This window comes from Pseudobacter sp. (genome assembly GCF_051955275.1).
Taxonomy (GTDB): domain Bacteria; phylum Bacteroidota; class Bacteroidia; order Chitinophagales; family Chitinophagaceae; genus Pseudobacter.
Map to the genome: position 1 here is coordinate 1 of NZ_JBQCGW010000156.1, position 18,783 is coordinate 18,783.

The following is an 18,783-nucleotide window of genomic DNA, read 5'->3' on the forward strand; positions in this document are numbered from 1 at the left end:
ATGAAGCCGGTGCCGATGATAATGATGATCTTTCCTCCGATGATCAATATCGGCCCTCCGGCAAATGCAGGCGAAACGCCGCCTGGCGATGGGCTCAGCACAGGAGGACTGAGAGAAGGACCTGATCCCAATCCAATCTGGTTGAGGAAATTATTGATGATACTGGCGATGGCGCTCCTGACCCTGTTCAAAATATTTCGTGCCGCGTTTATTGTAGTGGTAACCGGGCTACTGATGGCATTCACTATAAAATCAAGCAGGCCGCTCAATACACGGATCAGTTCTGACAAGAGCATCGCAACAAATTCCACTACGGCATTCACCAGCGCAAAGATCAGTTCCACCAGCCTCATCATTACGTTGATGAGTGAATTGATAAACTGATTCACGCGGCCGCTTACTTCAGCAACAATCCGCATTACAGCTGTAGTGATATCAACTAGGATATTCCCGAAAATGCTATCCAGCACTTTCAGGAAATTCTCAAGAAGTTTCTTGTTATTATCGATAGCTGACAGTCCTACTTTTTCGATGGTCCAGCCCGGATCAGGCGATGCGCCACTACCTGTTGCTCCTGCTCCGCCACCGCTTCCACCGGAACCTGCGGCTTCAGGATCCAGTACATTGGCCAGTATTTCCAGATGCTGATCCCGGTTATTGCGGACCTGCTTCAGGTGTTCCTGTTCAGATTCATCGATATGTTTCAACACGGCGCTTTCTATTCTACCTGTGATGGGAAGTAATGTTCCGTGCAGAAGGTTGAGCAGCGTGTTCACCACCAGGTTCATGATACTGTTCAACATAGACAGTACCAGCTGCAACATATTCATCAGGGCATTGCTTACAAAGCTGAAAGCCTGGCTCAGCATCTGACCAAATATGCCGATGAATGCGGTCATCATGGCAACGCCCATATTGAACACAGAGCGGATCAAGCCAATTACACCTGCCAAAGCATTGTTCACCAGCCCTGCTCCGGTGGTGATCATTCCTGTAATGAAGGAACGCGCCAGCTCAACGCCTGGCAGATCGGGCAGATTGATAGAATTAATAAGACCTGAAATTTCTGTGGCCACACCGTTGACTCCATCCTGCACCGTTTGCGTAGCATTAGTAATGATGGCGTTGATGGCCTGCTGATAGTTCAGTACCAGCGCCTGTGCACTGGCTGTTGCCATGCTGATGAGCGCCTGCACGCTGGTAATCGCATTTGCGGCCATTGTGAGGATATTGGCCTGCTGGCTGAGTATGGTAGACTGCACGGCAAGTGCATTCCCTTCTATGGCGTCTGTGATTGTCTGGCGGGAGTTTGTAAACAACCCGGTTACGCGGGCTCTTCGTTCACTGGCCTGCTGCATGATGCTCAGTTCCGTAAGATCACTGTCTGCATTGATCATTCCTGCCTGCGCCTGGATGCGTGGCTTGAAATCCACGTCCCTTCCGGAGTTGATCCGGTTCATGGCATCACTGTCAGTGGTTGCTGCGGGAGCATCTGTGGGCGCGCTGGAAGTACCTGCTGCCACGGGTTGATCGGAACTTTCTGGTTCATCAGCAGGTTGCCCTATTGTAGATTGAGTTGCTGCTGTTGTTGTTGAAGGCTCCTGCGCGCTGGCCTCGGCGGTTTCTCCTGGTGCGTTCTCCGAATTAGCATCTTCCTGCATGGCAGAAGATTCACCACTTAGTGCTTCCTGTGGTGCACCCGCAGGCAAAAGACCTGACAGCTCCCCTTCACCCTGCGCCAGTTCTTCCACCCCTTTACTATTCATCCCGGCCGGAACCTGATCTTTCGTAAGCGATGCTGTATTACCAGCAGCTACGTTACTTTCTGCAGAAGGTAGTCCGCCATCCGGTATATTGAAATTTTCTGCAAATGGCATTGGTCCATTTGCATCAGGAGCAATGGCTGCATTTAAATTTTCTCCGGCTGGACCTGAGCTAAATGTTTCAGCAAAAGTATTTTTTGTTTCTTGTTCAGTGACCGGAGCTTTTTCAATAGCCGGAGCTTGTTCATTAACCCCGGTTTCTTCAGCAGCAGGTTGCTCTTCCTCAGAAACTGGCCCTGTTTCTGTAAAGGCTGGAGCTGTATAATTACTGGTGTCGTATTGCTGATGTTGTAATGCTGAAGCCGGCGATCCCTGTTCTTCTTCTGAACCAGGCAAAAGGCTTTGCTCTGCAAAAGGCCTTTCTTCTTCCGCAACCTGCTGATTGGAATCATACTCCGGTTGGTCAAAGAAATGATCACTTCCTTCTTTCGCAAAGGGAGAGAGCGTATTGGCCGTGTTTGCCGAAGTATAGAATGAAGAGAACCTCATGTTGATTTGTTCTCATTTTTTTATCGCCAGTCAACCCGGAGCAGGTTTTGCATCCAGGGTAGTTTGATCATACTGATTGTCCAGGGCAGTTGGTCCAGCAGCATATCGATGGAGCCTTGCTCCACCTGCAGCAATATGCCGGATTCCTCCTGCGTGAGCTTGCCTTTCCTTTGCAGGAAGGCCTCGCGCAATCCCTCGATGGAAGTGCGTTTGAGCACTTCCCAGCGGCTGATCACTACTGTCAGGAGGTGGTCGGCCTCTTCCAGTTCTTCTTTTGTAAAATCGAATTCAGCCGGTACCGGCTCTTGTAAAGGGTAGCCACAGATGAGCTTTGCCATACCCAGTTCATATTCCGGGGCAATGGTTTTTCCGGTGACCAGGTAATGAAGCATGCCTATGGCGCGCTGCTGGCAGTCTTTGTTTTTGAACTGATTTTGAGTGGTCCAGTCTAATTGACTGAACAGCATCGCCAGGAAAGGATGCAGTAATACCAGGCCAGCCATATCCACATAAAGCCCTTCGTTGTCGATGATTGATTCGCCTGTGTTTTGCAATGCCGGTTCGTTTGATATAGTAAACAGGTTGTCCTCCTCTTCTTTTTTTGTGACGGGGTCTGATGAGGCTTTTTTTGTTTTCTCTTCGATATAATTGTTCCAGACTGGTTTCAGTATTGTAAGTTTTTCACCTATTGGTGTTGAGTTTTTTGTAATAAACTGTCCGGGATTCAGCACTGCAATGATCTGTTGCAATACTTTCTCCAGATCAAACCTGTGTTGTGCATTGGTGGCTTCCGTAAGAATAAGTGCAATGCATCTTTCCCTGAACACAGTGATGGAAATTGATTCCGGCTTATTACTTATGCCGGAATGCAATATTTCCAACTCTTTTATCAAGGAAGATAAGTTTTCCTGATGCTTCGCTGTGAGCACTTTGATCAGGGCAGTAATGAACTCATGATCATGCTGCCGGATGATCCGTAACAACACAGGTTGCTGATTTTTGATTAGGCTCCTTAATTGATCGATGCTGGTGATATCTGTTGCCAGTGCCTGCAATACCGTATCCAGCCAACCTTCCGGAATAGTATTGATATTCCAGGGTAGCACTCCATTTTCCATATAATACAGCCATTGCCTGGCGGCCTGCAATACCGGACTGTATTTTTGTGCGTTAGTTTTGACCGACAACTGCTCATTGATGGCTTTGCGCAATTGCTGTGTCAGTGCCTGCTGAAAACCCGTCAACCAATGCTGGTCCTTAAAAAGCTTCGGGCTCAGGTGGCCAAGATCAATCTGTAAAGAATCGATGCGAACAGTTTCCCCCTCAGGTACCAGTTCATCAAAAGCCTTTTCCATCAAAGGAAGCAGCTGTTTCCAGTACCAGTCAGAAAGGGCATGCTGCGCCTGGAACGCGTCCAGCGAGCGATGGATGCTTACATCCAATACCTGTTTCCTGATCACGTGGCCCATCTATTACTGCATTAGCTTTTTTACGATGGTTGTTTTCATGGCAGGTTCCAACTCCCGCACACCGGATTCCCAATTTTTGAAAAGCTTGCCCAGCTCCATTTCAGCTTTTTTCATGAGGGCTATGGATGGTTTGGCTTCCGCAAATCCCGACAGGTCTTTCTGTTCAAATGCCAGTGTATCCAGGAAATGCAGGGTAACCTGCGCGGCTGCGTCATCCGCCCATTTGGCTTCCGCTTTTTTCTTCCCGGATTTTGATGGGGTTTTGGTGAACACTTCTGCCAGCAACGCATTGTACTCAGCGGCAGTAGGATTGGTCTTATCCAGGAAGCGAAGCGCTTTCCTTACCACCGGATTATTGTTGGTGCTACCGGCCAGACCAGAGAGCACTTTCTTGTATTCATTGTGACGGGCATTTATTTTCCTGGCCCTTGCAATCTCCTCTGATTTGGAAGTTGTTTTTTCAGCCGAAGCCTTTTCATCTGCACGGGTCTTTTCAAATTTAGGCGATGGCTTTGCTGGCTTCTCAGCTTCAGCAACTTTCCCTGTTGCCGTTAATTTTGCTGCAGCCTTCAGCTTTGCTTCTTCCTCTTCTTTCAAAGCCTTTGCCTTTTTGCTTTCCGGACGGATATGATCGGCAGACTTCTTTACTCCCTTTGAAGTTGCTGCTTTTGCTTCCTCTACATGAGATACGTCTTCTATCACCTCCGTGTTGATCACTCCGCCTGGCGCAGGTTGTGGCCAATCTTCTTTTTTATCGCAGTCTTCAAAAGAATAACCTGGCTTGCAATCCGTTTTCCAATCGAACAGTTTATTTATGGCTGTTCCCAATGGCCGGTGTTGTTTCGGACGGGTAGTCACTTTTCCATCTTCCTGTTCACAACCATTTGCCGGATTGGTTCCGGAAACGCAAGGCTCACAGACATTACAATCATCCAGACAGGCAACCGGTTTATTGAAAAGCAGATCAATGAGCTTACAAGCTGCATTGTCATCATAACAGAAATCATCCTTTGCCAGCCAGTGGTTCCATGATTTGTATGCCTGTTCAATACAACAGAAATCATGAGGTGCAAGCCAGAGCACCCTGAGCAGTACATGTGCAGGGGCTTCGCGATGCAGCATCATTTCCAGCATGGCCCGGTTCTCTTTTTTCCGGAACCGTTCAGGCCAGGCAGGCATGATCACTGTGGCGATGAAGGAATATGGATCACTTCCCGGTACAAAACAAACCGGGAGTTTAGTATCGCAGGGGTCTTCGTCATTGTTTCGTTTCCAGTAAGGGAACTCACAATCATTCCAGCCGGTGGTATTGGGTTTCAGTTCGCAGCCGCAATCCTGTTGCTGGTTGCCGGGCAGGCAACGTGGGCGAAGCAGGATATGCTCCACCAGATGCAGGCCTTCACTGTTGATCAGATTTTTTGCCCGGACCACGCTGTCGCAGGCCTGTTCAGGATGTGGATAACAGTTAGGATTATACGCAATGATCCTGTTCTCATCCGGAATACCGGTATATGGCCGGTTACCTTCCAGGCAGACTGGTTGCGGCATCAGCATATGCCGGCCATGCAGTTGAATCCTGTATCCTTCGCAGACACAATCGAAAACACGCTGATAGAACAGGTGGTTTTTCAACATGCCCAGGATTTGAAGCAGGTATTCCATGGCATCTTTAGCCGCTTTGCCGGGAACCTTCTCCAAGCCCTTTTCGTTCTTCTCTACAATAAAGCAACAGCCAAACTGCAGCAGGTTGCAGGTATCATCTTCATCGCTGCATTCATACTGCATTTTTTGAAGAGCGGCCGGAACCTGGTAGGTTGCTTTCGGTTGGTCTGCTGGTTTATCCAGCTGAATGCAGTAACGTATCGGTTGTCCGTTGACATCCACCTCCACATTGATCATAGACCTGTACCATGCCGAAACCTTGCGTAATGCAGCTTTCCATTGTGTCAGCGTCATGGCCTGGTCTACCGGACCTGCCAGCGTCCGTCCCATCTCATCGGCCAGGAAGTATGCTGAACCTTCCTTGACCTCATAGTAATTATGATCGTTATCGATGGCAACTATCAGGTCGCTCCAGCGGCAAAATTTTAAAATATTCTGAGCCTCTTCATGCGTACCCGGCTGCTGCTCCTGCCCAGCCGGTTCGATGCTTAATCTGGCAATCACTTTGCCATTCTCATCTTTCAAAGCATACCGCTCGTTCACATATTCTATACTGAATGGTTGTTGCTCATCCAGCTTGCTGTATTTTCCATAAAGTTTAGCTATGGCTTCATCGCGCTGACGGGCAGTATCATAGCTGCAGCCAAATTTTACACGACTGTTCTCGCAGGCTACATAGAAAGAGTAACAGCAGCGGCGTTGTTCCTGAAAATTGTGGAAACTTCCCTTTTTCTGAGAAACGCAGATGAATTTTTCCACCCCTTCCGGCCCCCAGGCTGTTTTGCGGTCCGGGAATCGATCGATGCTCTGGGCCAGCACCTCACGCAGGTAGATATGGGTTGTTCCATCGCAGGAACAATCTGTTGTGTAATTGCCATCATACTTCAGCAGCAGCAACACAAACTCAAGGTCTTTACTGGCTAAAGCGAGGTCTGAATAATACTGTGTGCTTCTCCACTCTTCCTTACGTACTCCAGCCGCATCCTTTGCTGTGAGCGCGAAATAATAGAACCAGTGTTCCGCATTGGCTTCGCAACTTGTAGTTGCCGGCGGCAATTCCGGTTGCGGATTGCAGGCGAAGGCCTTATTCCATGCTGAACCTGGTGCAGGATCATACAGGATCCTGCGGATAGGATAGCTTAAAGCCAGGTCAACCAGTACATCAATGCTGGCATTTTCATCTGCTCCCAGCTCTTCCAGAGTAGCCTTTGGCACAAATACTATTGGCTCGTGCTGCAATGCCCTGCCACCCATATGTTGTAAAGATGGGTCGAGACTGATCGACATACCCTTTCCATACTGTGCTTTATCGGAGGCTTGTTGCAGTACAGCAAGATAATTTGCATCGAAGGCTTTTGCTGCCTCATCAGCACTTTCATACCCATTGATGCTTTCGAAGAGAATTATTTCCTGTCCGGTCAGATCACCATTGGTGTAGTAAAGGCCGCTGGCTTTCAGCTGATAAAACCAGCCTGTTTCTTTGGTTTTATTGTCTGTACGCTGCACAACATTATCTCCGCGCAAACAAATCTGTAAAAACTGATAACCCGCCGTACTCTTTATTACAACCTGTTTCTGCCAGTCGCGCAGGTCATCTCCTTTTTTGAATGGTGGAATATATACAGCCTTTTTCCCGTCTTTATCCACCAGCCTGTATACAAACTGGCCCAGCCTGCTCAATGAATCCTTTTCCGTATAGCGCATGAATGACTTCGGATCATTTGCCATGCGTAACTGATGGATCTCCTTTTGAATCACCAGCTCCTGATCGATCAGGGGATGTATTTTTTTGAAGGCAGCTTCATCAGCAACAACCTTATCAACCAGTACTGTTGACTGCTCTCTGTTTTTAGCAGCACTCAGCATTACACTCTTCCCTGAAAACTGAACCTGTAGTTCATTCACTGAATCAATGAAATCCTGTGTGGCTTTGAGGGCATCTGCTTCGCTGAAATAGCGTTGTACACTATTGAATCGGAAATTCCCTTGGTTGCCATAACCCAGCTGGTAAATGAACTTATACGTATAAGGTTCCTTATCGATCGTCAGGTGGTAACGGTAGCCATCTACTATTTGCTGAATGGTTTCTTTTGCTTTTTCAGCGTCAGGTTTCGTTGCATACTGCCTGGAAGTAACCGCCACAGGCACTTTCACGTCATTCACCTGCACCTGCCATTTCAGGGTGTCCGGGTCCTGTACTACGTCCAGGTTCCTGTTGTCAAGCAACAACTGCATTAAAAGACTACTGTCTTCCAGTGCTGCCTTATCGTTCTCGAATTCATTTATTGCCCGGAACTTGAACTGATGCTTTCTGTCGAGCAGTTCATAAGAAAAAAGTTCAGGCTTACCCTCGATGGTATTATTGACATCAATCTTAAAATCTCCCAGGTCAAGAAAGATGGATGCATCTTTTGCATTATGCAGGAGCTTGCCGATTTTCAGCCCGCTGATCTCTCCTTCATGCCAGCTGGCCGGATCACTTATCTTACGGATGGCTTTGCCGGCTGCAATCCTGATCTCCTCTTCATTTTCACTGACACTGGCAAATGCCCTCACCGTTTCTTTATTGTTATTGCGAAGTTTGGGATGATACTGATAACTTGCAATGAATACATCCTTTTCAGTTGCTTTCTCGCCGAAGATCTCCGGCAACTGCGCCGCTGCTTTGACCGCTTCTTCCTTTGTTTCAAATTTGTCTTTGAGCAGCATGAGCTCTCCCGATGGAGTCTTCACCTGAACAGCATATACTTTATCATGCTCCAAATAGTCGGTGCTATAGTTCTGAGCATCTCCCAGGCTATTGAAAAACTCCTGTGCCGCTTTCGCTGCCAGTTCCCTTGTATGGTATTCAGTCTGCCCTGCATAGAATTCTCTCCGGCCCAGCTGCAGTCCATAGATATATTTCGCATCCAGTTCAGTTACTTCAAAATTGCAGAGGCTGTGTTTGCTGAGGTCTTCAATACCGCTTAGGTGTTTGAACCTTTTTTCAAACCCGGAGATATTGTTATTGTTCCAGCCATCGGCTACATAATCATAAGCACGGCCGCGGTTGCTGCTGATATCTCCATAATTGCTGAGCAGTCTTTCTCCAAAAGCCGCATTCTTTTTTTCAAGCGCTTCAGCATTCAGGAATCCATAACTCAACAGCGCATAATCGGTGAACTGCTCTGAAAACCTGGCCAGTAAGTGCCGAAGAAATACTCTTCTGCGACCTGCATACTGTTCTGCTGTTTCTGCGATATCCTGTAAATAAGTACCGTAGTTTGCCAGGTTCAACTCAAGGTTGAAAGTGTAGGTCTGGTGATCAGGAATAAAGTAAGAACGGTAGTTGCTTTCTATTCCGGCCAGATACAGGATGGTAGCAGCTGCATTCCTGGCCTCCTGCTCGTTCTTATAGTAACGTTTGCTGATAAATACAAAATCGTTGGAAGGGCTGCTGAGGTAGAAGAACACACAGTCATTGTCCTTCACTATTATTGTTGTTTCGATGCTGTCCCTGTAAACATCATTGATCCAGGTTTGCACACCTGTCTTACGATCATCGATACCCGGGTACGCGAAGGGTTCCAGCTTTTCGATATTTTTCTTTTTCAGTTCATCGTTCTCCTCCCATTGCACCCATTGTGATTTGCTGAACGGAAATGCCAGGATACTGCCAGCATCGCCCAGTCCGTCCACGGGTTCATTTTCAATGGGGAAGCGAAGCAGTTTCTTCAGATCCGGAACAGAACTGAGCTTGTTCACAAAGTAGGTATGCTGCTGTTCGGCATCAGTGGGCACTGAAAGCGCAAATAGCGACCGGATATTTTTGAGCTGCGATAAATAATTCGCCAGCATCTGGTCAAAGAACAGGAGGAAGCCTTTCAGCTGAAGGGCTTTTGCCTTGCGACCATCAGGCACATTATCAGCCAGGTCGCCCTCACCGATGCCGTAAACACGGGGGAATTCATTCTGTATGGAATAGTACTCATCCAGGTCTTCACGATACATGCCTTCGGGCAATGCAGCATCCAGGTTAGCAGAACCTGCTTTGTACACCAGTTTTGCATTGGTGCCCAGTTCCAGCAGTTTATTGATCTGGGAGGAATCGAAACTGAGCTGCACGCCACCCCGGTAGAACCGGAATCCGGAGCAGTTCAGGTCCAGTTCAGGAATATGAAATTCAGGCAGCAGGTAGCTGCCGTTTTTATAATTGAGTTTTACTCCGTCGCAGGTTCTGAGGTCGAGGCTCTTCACTTTGCGTACCCCTTTTATCTGCAATAACACTCCATAGACGTCTGAAAGATGAATGGATTTCTTCAGTTGTATGTTTTCAAATTCTTCCGTGTCCAGGAAACCATGACTGTCCCTTACATCAATTGGCCTGCCTGCATAGATCTCACTGATCGTTCTGTCCTTATCCAAGAGCTGTTGCAGGGTATAAAATTTAGGAGCAGGACTGAGGAATTGCTGAAGCGCATTGATCATTTCGAAATACAGTTTCTCCACATCGGTTCCGTTTTCCAGTTCCAGTTCGGCACAGATGCCCAATTTCTTTCTGCACAGTATTTTGATATCGATAAAATCCTCGCAGAGATTTCGATGTTGCATCAAGGCATCTTTGATCTGCTGGAGCGCCTGCTGACGCTGGGCTTCATCGTTGATGAAGCGCTCCAGTTCAACATACACATGGTAGAGGCCATTGATGAACATCTCGCAGCAGGGATCATTTTCCTGATCGCGTTTATCATAGCAGAAGTCGCTACGGTCCACGTCATCGGCAGGTTCCAGCCAGGCATTGCGGACAAAGGGAAGATCGGCCAGCAGCTTTCTGAAATCGGTAATGCTAAGCGGGTTGTTGCCGAGGATCTGCCCGGGGGTGAGGAAATTATTATCGGGACCTGTTTCTGAAGGGTTACGTGCAAAGATATCTGTTGCAGGAAGGTTGCTGCGATAGCCGAGATCGAGCAATGCATAGATGAGCGCTTCCAGGATGGTGATACCTGGGTCATGCACATTGTGGTCAGTCCAGATCTTTCCTGAAAGGTTTCCGAGGTGTTGAATGGCCTCGCTACGCAGCGCATCGAAATCCAGGTAGTCTGGAAATCCTGCGTTGTTCCTGCTGATGGTCTTGTTATCGTTAATAAGATCGGCCATATTAATGAATTGGGTCTACCGGTTTGCAATAATCATTTACGGGGTAGGGCGGCTGTTCACAGCACCTGCGCTGGTCGCCGTCCGGCGCATTGTCGCAGGGATCCCATTTTTCGCAATCATCCTGCTGGATGCAGATATCCATTCTTCCGGCAATGAGGATGGACCGGGGAGTTTTTGGACAAACCTCCTGCAGTTCTTCCACGGGCAGGCCCGAACCGTCTTCTTCATGGATCATCTTCAGGTCTGTGATATAATCCACATAATCGCGGGTTTCCAGGAAGCGGATAAAATCGGAGCGATGCAGGCATTGCGCAAAGCGCAGGCTCTCCCGGTTGCCCTGGCTCCAGGGTGCAATAAATGCACGAAGGTCCTGCTGTAATTTCTCTTTGTAATAATTCTCATCCTTGCCCAGGTAGAACTTCACTTTCATGCAGATATTCACCCGCTCATATCTTGGGTTCATCACTTTCAGCCGTACAAAAGGCGATGTCCTCTTCTTTATGAAATCAGTGATCTGTTCCAGCAGGCTTACTGGCACGCGGGGCTCAAAGCTGCCTCCGGCCTGCAGTTTATTGATATCGGGGATCACGCCCATCAACACATAACCGGGAGCGATGGTGAAATCCCTTGAATACAGATTAGCATCCAGACCATAAGTATGATTGATACATTTTACGCAATGCAGCTGAGGAAAGGCTTCCAGCGCCAGGCGTTCGTAATCCCATTTCTGAATGGCCCTGTCTTTATGACGTAGCAGTTCGCTGACACGAACATAGAACTGACCCTGTTCTTCAGGAACCTGCCCACCAAATGCATCATAAGGTTGCGATACTTTCTTTACAGAGGCATCCGCATCTTTCAGTTTGGCGATGGATCCTGATTTCAGAGATTCCGACAGCCGCTGCTTGTCGTTAGCAGTTTCATTGGTGAAGGTTACACTCACCGCTTGCGTATGAATGCCGGTCACTTCGCTCACCGAGGCACTCTTCATCGGGATCGCAGCCTTGATCCAGTGCAGGTTTCCGGGCAGAATGGTATTTCCTGTATTGATCGTTTCGGGTATGGCAAACTTTATCACTCCGGAGGTGGTGAGGCCGTCCGTGCCATCATCCAGTACTTCGAAGCCTTTCCGAAGCAGCCTCCACTGGTTATTGCTCAACGCATACCACTTTACATTTTCTCTTTCGGATTCAGAATCCGCCGTGGCTTCGGCCAGCTGGAATAACATGGTGAGATTACTGCCAGGCACCAGGTTGTTCAGGCCGATGTACAGAGAGCCCTCATCGCAGAAGCTGGGGAAGAGGGTTGGCTCTTTTAAAATAGTTTCCGGTTTATAAGTACCATCAAAGGGATAGAGATGTGTGAGCGCAATATCATTCGCTTCAGCTTTGGCCGTATAATCCAGCCAGAGCCCTTTGATGGTTGGAGTGTATGGTTCTTTCGGTAATCCACTTTTCAGATCAACATCCACACTCAACAGTTCCTTGATCTTCACAAAATGATCCTGGATCACATGGATCAGTTCATGGATGCCGCCGTTGGCGATATCTGCCGTGTCTAAATCATTATCATCATCCCTGAAGCCCAGTTCTTCTACCTGCAGTATCAGGGCCTGGGCATCGGAAGAATCTTTCACCAGCGACCCATTGATGCCCAGGTTACCGGTACGGGCGCTGATGGCATTTGCCAGGTTGATAGCTGCATTCACATGACCTGTGGCTGCGGCAACATCAGGAACACCCAGTTCAGCGAGGGCCTGCGCCAGTTTTGTATCCAGCGCATCCACCAGCACACGGATGCCATCCAAAGCCAGGTTGGGATTGGGTCCCGGTGAATCGGTAGTCAGCCGGTCGATCATCCGGCTGATGATGGTTTTGAGCGAATTCACCCTGGGCTGCATGTCTAGGATCCGGGAATGCAGTGCGTTCGCCAGATCACTGGCATCATTCACATGCACGATGGCGCCTGCGATGGAGATCGGGTCTACCAGTTTGGCGAGCGCCATCATATGCCGGGCCAGTACAAATGCGTAGCGGTCATGCTGAAAGCTTACACCTCCCAGGCTCATCCTGAAAAAATAATCGGATGATTTTATGTTGAAGGGCGCTAATGGTTCCGGCGACAATGGCCTGGGTATGTAAGGCGTTGTCAGTCCGAAATCTGCCCGCGCATATTGAAATACATTTTGTGTGAAGGTGGGCGGTACATAGTCGCAATTGGTAGTCCGGCTATCAGCATGTACAAACATGGACTTCTGGATATCGCCCTTCCACGCTCGCTGTTCCAGCATGGAGCCATTCAGTTTGAAACTGTTTTCCGTGATGGCATTGGAGCCATCTTCAAATCCTTCATAGTCATAATGTTTATAGTGCTCGTTGAAAGTTTTTACAGGCCTGTCTTTCCATTCAACGTTCACCCAGAACTCCTGCCAGTTCTTTCCGAATATTTCCTTGCTGCCGATAAAGAAGCTGGATCCCAGTTTCGGTCTTACGCCCAGCGCCACCAGCGGAGCATTTACATCCAACAGGTTTTCGTCGTTTTGTACCACTACATTCTTCACACCACAAACCTTTACTTCAATCAGTGTTTTGTTGGTTCCGGCTTCCTTGAGCTTCACGTTACGGAAGAAATAATAGAGCGATAAAAAATGCAGGTTGCCTGTATTCTTTTTATCGAGACAGCAATTGGCCGTGGAAGGAGTGCCGCCCCATTTCTGAATCAGTTCTGAATCTTTAAGCTCCAGTTTAATCCTTTCATTAAGTTCGATGCGTACGGTTGGCAGCGTGATGCCATAATCTTCCTTAAGATCCTCTTTATTGAAGAAGGTAATGGCAGGTTTTTCAGCTTCCAGGGTGGCTTTGATCCGGAGCATAAAATTATTGGATGATGCCGGATCGGAACAGTCCACCGTATCAGGCTCCATGCTGATCTGCTCGATGCTGCTGGCTTCGATCCATTCCTTCTCTCCTGTGAAACGGATGGTGAAAACACCTTGTGGTACAAACCAGGGGAGAAGCGCCTTCAGCTCTTCTTTATCAAATACCAACTCGAAATCAGCTTTCGGCACCAGCTTCTCGTATTCTTTTTCCTGCACAGGACAATAGCAGAGCCTGGTTTCTTCTGTTTTATTCAGTTGTATCCTGAGTTTGTTTATTGTATCCTTACCAATTCCCTTTTTGATTGCCTCCTGGATCAGTGATTCTGTGATATAGTAGAATTTTTGCGAGAGCAGGTCCCTGATATCACTGTACAGGGAGCAGGCTGACACCGGCTCCAGGTTGGTGCTTCTGCATTCATTGCCTTCATTAACGGCAGCCACAGTCGGGCCGCCCGATACAGGATCATCGCAGCAGCGGTTGCTGATCTTACCTGACTGATCCACCAAAGATTTACAATAATCTGCATCAAGCGAGCAAGCGAGTTTGATATCGATGCTCCGTTTCCCTTCCTGCAATAAGAGCACAGGGGAGGAGAGCATGAAGCCGATTCGCGCATGCGGATATGGACGAATATATTTTGTATCCGGGTCTGTGTATTTGCTGAATTTATTGCCGAGGGTGAACCAGTTCTTAGGATCACTGTCCTTGAAGTCGATGGCAATGCCATCTGCAGAATTGGCTTTCGGTGCCATGTAGATCCCTTCAGCATAATAATGCTGATTGAAAATCTTATGGTTGAGGTGCAATGTGCGCACATCGGCTACCTGTGCTTTGTTAACTACAATCTCATCATCCAGCGCAAACAATATTTCCTGCTTATTCACATCTTTTCCGTCTTTCAGCAGCAATCCTTTTTTCAGCAGGTATTTATCCAGCTGCTTTTGAATTTCGAAAACGATATGTGCTTTGTCTGCTGTGGCTTTCCGGGGTTTTAATTTCAAAACATCCCTGTAGAAGTAATCAAGATGTTTTCTTGTAAAGCCATTCAGGTCCTGCTGCAGGTGTGTGAACAGTTTCAGGAATGCAAAGAGCAGGCCGAGATGCGGCGGGTGATTTTGTCTGAGCTCCTCTTTCAGTGGCTCGATGCTGGCATTCATACTTTGTGTGGCGGAGAGCGCCGCAACATCGGCCAGATCCAGGAAGAGTGTGAAAGCGGGAATGATGGCATCGCGGAAGGCTGTGAGTTTTTTCCGGTTGGTAACAGGGCCCGGTGGCAGTGTAGGCTGCTTGTACACATAGAGATCATCCATCTGCAGGTTCCAGATGGGGTTTGCCAGCAACGGCGTGAAGTCGATCTTCTTCAATCCATACCTGGCTGTAATGGTATTGTTGTAGCCGATAAAATCTTTGAGGTGTTGCAATAGTTTATCGCGCATCAACGTCACGAGTGTCTGCTCAATAGGAAGACTACTATCTTTCACCTGCTGATGCCATTGGTTAATACGCTGAATAGTATTATCGTATACGAACATGCGGATCAGCTGAAGGCGCTGCCGCGTTGGTTTCCTGTTAAAAAGAGATTGGTAGTTCTCAAACTTGTTGCGGGTTTTGCTCCTGTTGAAATTGATGATGCCTGCAATGGCAAAGGGCATGCTCTTCTGAAAGAAAGGCTGCCAGTCGCTCACCTGCAGTTTTTCATCGTAATAGTTCACATGCTTGCTCAATTCCACAAAGAAGGTGAGCAGGTCTGCCATGGTACGGCCATCGATGCTGGCGCTGCCGGAAAGCAGGTCATCGATAACCCGTTGCGACCGGATCACTCCGGGTTCGGTCTGAAATGGATGTACCAGGTTTTGACAATCGCTCATACGTTCATTTTAATCTTACTGCAGGGCAGTGGCTTTGCTAGATGGGTTTCAGCGCTTCGTTCTGGTAATAATTGTACACGTAGTTGAAGCGGCTGTTGGTGCCGGGTATGGTATATTCCACTTCAATGATGAACCTTCCTTCAATCAGGTCAAAGGAGCCATCGGAAGTAACATCTATCTTTTCGGCAATGATCCTGGGCTCATAAAGCAGGATGCTGTTCTTTACGCGGTCTTTGATATACCCGATCACGGAACTGCTGAGCCCTTCAAAAATGTAATCGTTGAGATCACAGCCGTATTTGGGTTGCATCACGCGTTCGCCGAGACTGGTGCTCAGCAGTATATTCAGGCTTTCCCGGATATCCGCTTCATTGGTGACCATGGCAACGGTGCCGGTCTCCTTTTCGAACTTCGGCGGAAAGCTCCAGCCAGTTCCGAGGAATGAATTGAATGAGTTGTTCATCTTGGTTAGTTTTACGTTATCCACCGATCTGCACGGTGGGGGATCCTACCACTATCACTCCGCCATGGGCCGTCATATCGCCCACGCGGGCTGCTGGTCTTCCGCCGATGAGCACAGTACCGGAACCGGTAACGATGGTATCCGGAGGTCCGGCGCAAACCAGCATATCACCCATCACCGCGGCAGGCATGCCTCCGATCAGCACCGTACTTACACAAGGACCTGAAACCGGGCCACCCACATGAGGGGATCCTCCGGGGTTCACCATCGGACAGGTATGGTTATCCGAGATCCTTGCTGCTGCTGGCATAATGGATGTTTTAATGGTTCTGAATTTCCGGTGTTTGCTTGTTAATTGATCTTCACCAATGCTCCGCTCACTTCTGTGGTGCCTGACCCTGATATTTTGGTGCTGGCCCCTTCCAGGCTGGCGCTGCCATCGGCTTTCACGGATACATTGGCTCCGCCGATCGTCAGCGTGGCCCCGGCGGTGAGCGTGAGATTTGCCCCTGCTTTGATCTCAATGCTGGTGGGGCTTTCCATTTTGATCCCACCTGATTCCATCGTAACGGTATTATTGTTCTGATCCTTGATCTCGATTTTTCCGCCCTGTTCATCCAGGATAATACTGTTACCGGCGGGCGTATCTATTCTGATGGTCTTTGTATCGTCGTTGAAATAGAGGTGCATTTTGCTGCGTGTAGTGAAGCCTTTCTCATGGTTCACATCTTTGGCCGTGATGGGAGCGGGCTTGGCGCTGCTGTTCAGCATGCCGAGCACCACTGCATGACGCGGATCATCGTTGATGAAACCTACTATCACTTCATCATCCAGTTCAGGTCTGAAAAAAGCGCCTCGGTCTGCTCCTGCATCCAGGCTGGCCACCCGCATCCAGATTCCCTGTGCCTGTGGATCTATCACGGGAACCCGCACCAGTATGCGGTCCTGACCATCGGGATCGTTTTCAAGCTGCACCACTTTACCGATCTGAAGGCCGCGGATAGCGCCCATCAGACCTGCGGAAGGCGCGTCTTCAATATCCTCATGAGAGTAAGCATACAGTTCCGAATCGAGGCCAAACTGAATATGCGTGTCCCACATACCGCTGCCCATGTCCTGCCTGATGGCGGTCACAAAAACTTTTCCTTTGAACCTTTCGCCCACTCCTTCGAGTTTTACCATATCACCGGGCTTAACTCCGGCGAAGCCGGAAAATTTTGCGCGGCCTTTGAGCTTACTCAGGCGGCTGCGCATCATAATGCCATCGGTCCAGTCCTGCAGTTCCTGCTCCAGTAAATGGCCACTATGATGTACCTGGTATTTATCCAGGTTCACAGTTTCTGCCAGGTCTTCCCCGGAGAGGTTTCCATTTTCGGTGAATGGCACTGTGCTGGTATCGGCTTTGAAGAGTTGCTGATTGCTATAGTCCCAGCTGCTGGCTTCCACATTCTTCCATTGGTAACGGGCATCAATACTCGCTTCAAACTCCAGCACGGAAGACCCGTAGGTTACCTGTAAAACAGGCTCGGGGCTGGTATCAGGTTTTGCTATTTTGATAGTGCCGTCATTCACATTCACCAGCATGCCATTGGCTTCGGCGCGAAGCAGCATGTAATCCCAGTCTGTGATATGGTGTTGCACCAGTTCTTTATGTGTAAGGCTGGTAGCCTGCGGGTCGCTGGTAAGGCCGGCGTAGCGGCCGATGAGATCATCGAACAGCTGGCTGTCCTTCATGTTTTCGAAGTAGCGGCTGCGGCGCCCGATGGTCATGCGCATGGCGGCATCGCGGCATTCAATATGCAGTTCACCATTGCCGTTCTCTCCCACCTTGATGGAATGTTTGGTGATAATGCCTTTGAACACCTGGCTATTGCTGCCGTCTCGACCTACACGAATGGCTATATTCTTGCCCGGCGCCAGGTCTTCGGCATCGCTGATGGCGAAGGTGCGGTCGGGCGCTTCTCCATCTCGCAGGATGATCTTTGCAAATGGGATCCGGTTGATCTCCTTTGTAACGCTGATGCTCATCACCTGGTAAGAGGGGTTGATGGCATTGCCTTCGATCTGGATATCAAAGCTGGCCACATCATGCCGCGAATCATTGGGTATGAGGATCTCTTCCATCAGCTTTCATTTTTATCGAATGGCGGGAAATAAAGCTCGGTACCGGGTTTCACTTTGCGGATGGAGCTGAGTTGATTGGCCTTTGCCACCTGCATCAGGTATTTGGGATCATTGTAAATACTGAAGGTGAGAAGGTCAAGCCGGTCGCCCTGCTTCACTTTGCGATAATGTGTAAGATCCGGAGAGCTTCTTCTTTCTTCTGCCAGCCTTTCTTCCCTGGCTTTGTAATTGAGGAAAGTGGCGGTGATCTTTACACGAAGCGGTGTGCCATTGGGATTAAAAAGGGTGTAATTGATATCGAGATTGCTCAGCACGCAGCGGAAATTGATCTCGGAGCCCCAGAACACAATGAGGAAACGCGGCCGGTGGATATCTCCATCGAAATCGTAGGCACAGTCCAGGAATTTCTGTAACTGGTCATGCACCGTCATTTTCTTGTAGGCGTCCACATATCCTTCCATGGTGCCGGTACCATCCAGTACAAATTCCAGTTTCATTTCCTCCGGAACGGTGGATTTGAAACGCACGTCTGTACCGTTGTTACCATGCCCACGGCGGGAGTCCAGCTCTACCTTGAAATTCTTTGTGAAGGTATCCGGGTTGATCGGAGTAGTGAACATCCGTTCCGTGTCTTCACCGGTGAAATCCTTGTTGGCAAAAGAGCGGACTACCAGTTTCTGGAGATGTCTGTTATTATCGCTCATTTTTGTCTTTTAATGTGTCAAGGATCTTTTCAAGCGCCTGTTTGAGCTGTTCCTCATTGGATGAGTTGCCGTTGTTGCCACCGGTTGGAGCAGCAGTTGCTGCGCCGCTTCCCTCCTGGGTTACAGTGGCTTTGATGATCAGTTCCCTTACTTCGAGTGGCATACC

At 48.7% G+C, this 18,783-nt stretch carries 9 protein-coding genes; all 9 read right to left on the reverse strand.

Translation table 11 applies throughout. The features are described 5' to 3' along the window. Positions 1 to 2,312: hypothetical protein (locus ACTHMC_RS13155; RefSeq protein ID WP_440413627.1), on the reverse strand; the 2,312-nt coding region annotated here is incomplete at its 3' end. A gap of 20 nt (positions 2,313 to 2,332) precedes the next feature. After that, entirely contained in the window at positions 2,333 to 3,772 is a 1,440-nt protein-coding gene (locus ACTHMC_RS13160) for a contractile injection system tape measure protein (RefSeq protein WP_440413629.1), read from the reverse strand. A 12-nt stretch (positions 3,773 to 3,784) separates the two neighbouring features. Continuing rightward, positions 3,785 to 10,579, reverse strand: a complete 6,795-nt coding sequence (locus ACTHMC_RS13165) for a hypothetical protein (RefSeq protein WP_440413631.1) — start codon at positions 10,577 to 10,579, stop codon at positions 3,785 to 3,787. A gap of 1 nt (position 10,580) precedes the next feature. Beyond that, positions 10,581 to 15,326: a hypothetical protein gene (locus ACTHMC_RS13170; protein WP_440413633.1), complete on the reverse strand. Its 4,746-nt coding sequence runs from the start codon at positions 15,324 to 15,326 to the stop codon at positions 10,581 to 10,583. Between the two features lie 37 nt (positions 15,327 to 15,363). Beyond that, positions 15,364 to 15,789 carry a GPW/gp25 family protein gene (locus tag ACTHMC_RS13175; protein ID WP_440413634.1) on the reverse strand — a complete coding sequence of 142 codons (426 nt, stop codon included), beginning with the start codon at positions 15,787 to 15,789 and terminating at the stop codon, positions 15,364 to 15,366. A 16-nt stretch (positions 15,790 to 15,805) separates the two neighbouring features. After that, the gene (locus ACTHMC_RS13180; RefSeq protein ID WP_440413635.1) at positions 15,806 to 16,099 is read right to left on the reverse strand and encodes a PAAR domain-containing protein; all 294 of its coding nucleotides are present in this window, start codon (positions 16,097 to 16,099) and stop codon (positions 15,806 to 15,808) included. A gap of 41 nt (positions 16,100 to 16,140) precedes the next feature. Beyond that, a complete protein-coding gene (gene vgrG / locus ACTHMC_RS13185; protein WP_440413636.1) occupies positions 16,141 to 17,913 on the reverse strand; it encodes a type VI secretion system tip protein VgrG in 1,773 nt (590 codons plus the stop codon). Next, positions 17,913 to 18,617, reverse strand: a complete 705-nt coding sequence (locus ACTHMC_RS13190) for a CIS tube protein (RefSeq protein WP_440413638.1) — start codon at positions 18,615 to 18,617, stop codon at positions 17,913 to 17,915. Before ACTHMC_RS13190 ends, vgrG begins: the two co-directional genes overlap by 1 nt. Continuing rightward, positions 18,607 to 18,780, reverse strand: coding sequence for a DUF5908 family protein (locus ACTHMC_RS13195; RefSeq protein WP_440413640.1), 174 nt, complete (start codon positions 18,778 to 18,780; stop codon positions 18,607 to 18,609). Before ACTHMC_RS13195 ends, ACTHMC_RS13190 begins: the two co-directional genes overlap by 11 nt. Positions 18,781 to 18,783 lie beyond the last annotated feature (3 nt).

Bases quoted from the DNA above. Each gene is read 5' to 3' on its own strand.
- ACTHMC_RS13195 (WP_440413640.1), bottom strand. From the start codon at position 18,780: ATGCCACTCGAAGTAAGGGAACTGATCATCAAAGCCACTGTAACCCAG.
- vgrG (WP_440413636.1), bottom strand. From the start codon at position 17,913: ATGGAAGAGATCCTCATACCCAATGATTCGCGGCATGATGTGGCCAGC.
- ACTHMC_RS13170 (WP_440413633.1), bottom strand. From the start codon at position 15,326: ATGAGCGATTGTCAAAACCTGGTACATCCATTTCAGACCGAACCCGGA.
- ACTHMC_RS13180 (WP_440413635.1), bottom strand. From the start codon at position 16,099: ATGCCAGCAGCAGCAAGGATCTCGGATAACCATACCTGTCCGATGGTG.
- ACTHMC_RS13165 (WP_440413631.1), bottom strand. From the start codon at position 10,579: ATGGCCGATCTTATTAACGATAACAAGACCATCAGCAGGAACAACGCA.
- ACTHMC_RS13190 (WP_440413638.1), bottom strand. From the start codon at position 18,617: ATGAGCGATAATAACAGACATCTCCAGAAACTGGTAGTCCGCTCTTTT.
- ACTHMC_RS13175 (WP_440413634.1), bottom strand. From the start codon at position 15,789: ATGAACAACTCATTCAATTCATTCCTCGGAACTGGCTGGAGCTTTCCG.